Below are 3,802 nucleotides of genomic sequence, written 5' to 3'. Positions count from 1 at the left end.
GTTGATGCTATCAAAGGTGACAATTGATATTGACATTGATGAGAAACTGCCTGGTCTCACCGTCACGGCAACAACAAAGGTCAGTGGTCAAACAGGTGTTGAAATGGAGGCACTTACGGCGTGTTCCCTTGCCTGCCTCACCATTTATGACATGGCCAAAGCCGTTGATCGCGGGATGGTAATCGGAAACGTTCGTCTGGTTGAGAAGGCGGGAGGTAAATCCGGCCACTGGACCCTTGAGAAAGACGGCAGCGAAGGCGGAACCTGATGAGCTTGATGCCGGTTGCCGAAGCGCTTGAGAAGCTTCTTGAGGAAGTCACGCCGCTCGAGAGCCAAATCGTTCCGCTGGAACAGGCCAATGGTCGTTTCCTTGCAGCCCCCGTCGCGTCGACCAGAACTCAACCGCCCTTCGCAGCTTCTGCAATGGATGGATACGCCATTCGACACCAGGATATCGAGGGACAAAATACGAAGCTGACGGTAATAGGCGAAGCGCCAGCGGGTCACAGTTTTTCCGGGCAGGTTGAGGCAGGTGAAGCGGTTCGTATCTTTACTGGGGCTCCAGTACCTGATGGATCAGATACCATTCTCATACAAGAGAATGCAGAACGTAACGGCGACGAAATCACCGTGTTGGAAAACCCGGACTGCGGTGCATTTGTCCGTCCTGCCGGATTGGATTTTTCAAAAAACGAAACCCTGCTCACCCCGCCCCTCAAATTAAGTTACCGCCATCTGGCGCTGGCCGCGGCGATGAACCATGCAGAGCTTGCCGTAGTCCGCAAACCAAAGGTCGCCATACTGGCCACAGGAGACGAACTGGTACGCCCCGGTGCCGAACCTGGTCCTGACCAGATTATCGCCTCCAATCACGCTGGCATTGCAGCGCTCGTTGAAGATTGTGGCGGCGTTCCGATAGATCTGGGCATTTCACCGGACGACCCGATCGAACTGGCAAATCATGTCCGTAGGGCAATAATGGAAAAGGTCGACATCCTCGTTACCCTTGGTGGTGCTTCAGTCGGAGACCATGACCTTGTGCAGGACGTTCTGGGACGCGAAGGAATGGATTTATCCTTCTGGCGGATCGCAATGCGTCCTGGGAAGCCGCTTATGGCCGGACACCTAGGAAAAACCAAGGTACTCGGCCTTCCCGGTAATCCCGTGTCCAGCTTGGTGTGTGGATTGTTGTTCCTGAAACCGCTACTGCAAGCCATGTTGGGAGAAGCTGCAATAAGATCCGGTGTGAAAAACGCCATCTTGGGTGAAGACCTACCTGAAAACGACAGGCGCCAGGACTATGTTCGCGCAACATTGGAAGAAGACGCAAGCGGCGGATTGATTGCGACGCCGTTTTCCAAGCAGGACAGTTCCATGCTCGGTCTGCTTGCACGTTCCGGCGCGTTGATTGTCCGCCCGCCGCACGCCCCGGCTCAGAAAGCCGGGACCCCCGTTCCCGTCCTGATACTTTAGAGAGCTGAAACCCGGTTCAGCGTTCACGCAGCGCGTGAGCAACCTGATCGGTAATAGGTTTGAGCAAATAACTCAAAACCGTCCGCTCGCCTGTTTGCAAAAACGTTTCTACCGGCATTCCCGGAACCAGGGTCTGTGCCCCCAGTTTTTCCAATTCTTCGTCATCGATCACCAAACGGGCGACGTAGTAGCTCGTTCCGGTTCGTTCGTCCTGCGTCAGATCCGCGGAAACAGTCAATAGTTCCGCATTCAGTTCGGGAGTTGTCCTCTGGTCGAAACTTGGAAACCGGACCCTGGCGCTCTGGCCTGGAGCCATCTGGTCGATATCGACCGGTCTGACTTGAGCCTCAACGATAAGCTGGTCTTCCCGTGGCACGATTTGCATTACGGTTTCACCAGGAGCAATGACACCGCCGATTGTGTGAACCGAGAGCTGGTGAATGTAGCCGTTCCGAGGTGCCAGAATATCGACGCGGGTCAACTCGTCTTCGGCAGCAATTTTCTGTTCTTCCAGCTGTGCAATGCGCGAGCGCACTTCCTGCAACTGTTCAAGTACCTCGGCTCTGTAGGATTCTTCAATCTGCAGGATCTGAATACGCCGCTCACTGATCGCTTCCTGAGTGCGGGCGATCTGTGCGATCAGGTCGCCATATTCGCCTTCAAGACGCGCCTTTTCACGGCGGAGCGCGGTTACCCTGCTCTTTGAAACAAGTTGTTTATTCAAAAGGCCATCCAGATCTGACAACTCTTCCTTGATCAATTCAATCTCGGAATCCTTGGCCGTCACCTGGGCTTCGAGCCCTTGTGTCTGTTTGTTGAACTGACGGATCTGTTCCTCAAGCTGATTCTTGCGTCCTTCCTTGGAATTCTGCCGTGCTTCCAGAAGCAGCTGCTGACCGCGCTCAATATCGCTCAGTTCTTTGGCAGCTGTTGTCGGCCACTCAATTGTGCGATGGTCGTCGCGTTCTGCCTCAAGCCGCAATTCCTGAGCGGCCAGTTCAGTCAGTTGTTTGGTAACGACGGCCAAATTGGCACGTGTGACCGTATCATCGAGACTGATCAGCAGTTCTCCGGCCTCCACTGTGTCACCATCCTTGACCCGGATATCGCGCACAATGCCACCTTCTCGGTGTTGCACCTGCTTGATGTTGCTTTCCACAACAACAGTTCCGGACGAAACGACGGCACCGGAAATTTCCGTGAAGGTTGCCCAACCGCCAATACCGGCGACCACGAAGATCGCTACAAACAAGGCGAATAGCAGGTGATTGCGCACTGTCTTGCGCAACATGTCATCTGCATTGCCGGTGATCTTCTTTGTCATGGAGCTAACGCTTTCCCTGTTCAGCCTGTCAACGACCTGGAGCAGCACCAGCGCCAACGCGCTTGAGCGGCTGAACCACTTGTTTGAGCACTTCTTCTTTGGGACCGAATCCGGCCATCTTTCCGTCTTTAAGGCACAGGATTTTGTCCACGGTCGCTATCGCGCTGGGGCGATGGGCAATCACGACGACGATCGAACCTTTGGCGCGCATTTCCTTGATCGCATTTGTCAAGGCTCCTTCGCCTTCAGCGTCGAGATTTGAATTCGGTTCATCAAGAACAACCAAAAACGGATTGCCGTATAGTGCCCTGGCCAGAGCGATACGTTGCCTTTGCCCGGCAGACAAAGATCTGCCGCTTCTGCCGATGACGGTATTATACCCTTCCGGCAGGGCGACGATCAAATCGTGCACATCAGCCAGTTTGGCAGCTTCTATGATCTTTTCAGGCGACGCTTCTTCTTTAAAACGCGCTATGTTTTCAGCAATCGTTCCATCAAAAAGCTGTAGATCCTGAGGCAAATAGCCAATGAATTCACCCCGTTTTTCACTTGGCCATTGACCAAGTTCGGCGCCATCGTAGCGAATGACACCTTTTAGCGCCGGAGTAACCCCAACCAGCGCTCTGGCGAAAGTTGATTTACCTGATCCCGAAGGGCCGATTACACCCAAACCATCCCCTGCCTGAAGATCCAGGGATACATTCTGCACGAAAGGCATGGCCTCCCCAAAGGGACCACAGAAGAGCTGCTGAACGGTGATTTTTCCCTTCGGTATCGGCAGATCCATCTTTTCCGGTTCGGCATCGGCTGCAAAAAGAACCTCCCTCAACCGCTTCAGAGCCTGCCGACTGGCAACAAACCCGCGCCATTGCGCAACGGCCTGCTCGATGGGCGCAAGCGCTCTGGAAGTCATGATCGACGCTGCAATCATGACACCGGGGGTGATTTCCTGTTTGATTGCCAACCATGCCCCGACACCAAGAATGGCTGATTGCAATACAAAAC

The 3,802-nt window shown here is 54.1% G+C and carries 4 protein-coding genes; 2 read left to right on the top strand and 2 right to left on the bottom strand.

Annotation, left to right across the window (positions count from 1 at the left end):
- A partial coding sequence (locus K5905_RS29560; protein WP_297591176.1) for a cyclic pyranopterin monophosphate synthase MoaC occupies window positions 1-268 on the top strand: 268 nt, incomplete at its 5' end.
- The gene (gene glp, locus K5905_RS29555; protein ID WP_297591175.1) at window positions 268-1,473 is read left to right on the top strand and encodes a gephyrin-like molybdotransferase Glp; all 1,206 of its coding nucleotides are present in this window, start codon (window positions 268-270) and stop codon (window positions 1,471-1,473) included. The genes K5905_RS29560 and glp, both read left to right, overlap by 1 nt.
- 16 nt (window positions 1,474-1,489) lie before the next feature.
- On the opposite strand, the gene K5905_RS29550 is transcribed toward glp, so the two are convergent.
- A complete protein-coding gene (locus K5905_RS29550; protein ID WP_297591174.1) occupies window positions 1,490-2,797 on the bottom strand; it encodes an HlyD family type I secretion periplasmic adaptor subunit in 1,308 nt (435 codons plus the stop codon).
- 28 nt (window positions 2,798-2,825) lie between these two features.
- Window positions 2,826-3,802: type I secretion system permease/ATPase (locus K5905_RS29545; RefSeq protein WP_297591173.1), on the bottom strand; the 977-nt coding region annotated here is incomplete at its 5' end.

Origin of the sequence: Roseibium sp. (genome assembly GCF_025698965.1) — a bacterium.
In the GTDB taxonomy this organism is placed as follows: domain Bacteria; phylum Pseudomonadota; class Alphaproteobacteria; order Rhizobiales; family Stappiaceae; genus Roseibium.
This window is presented reverse-complemented; position numbering and strand designations above follow the sequence as displayed.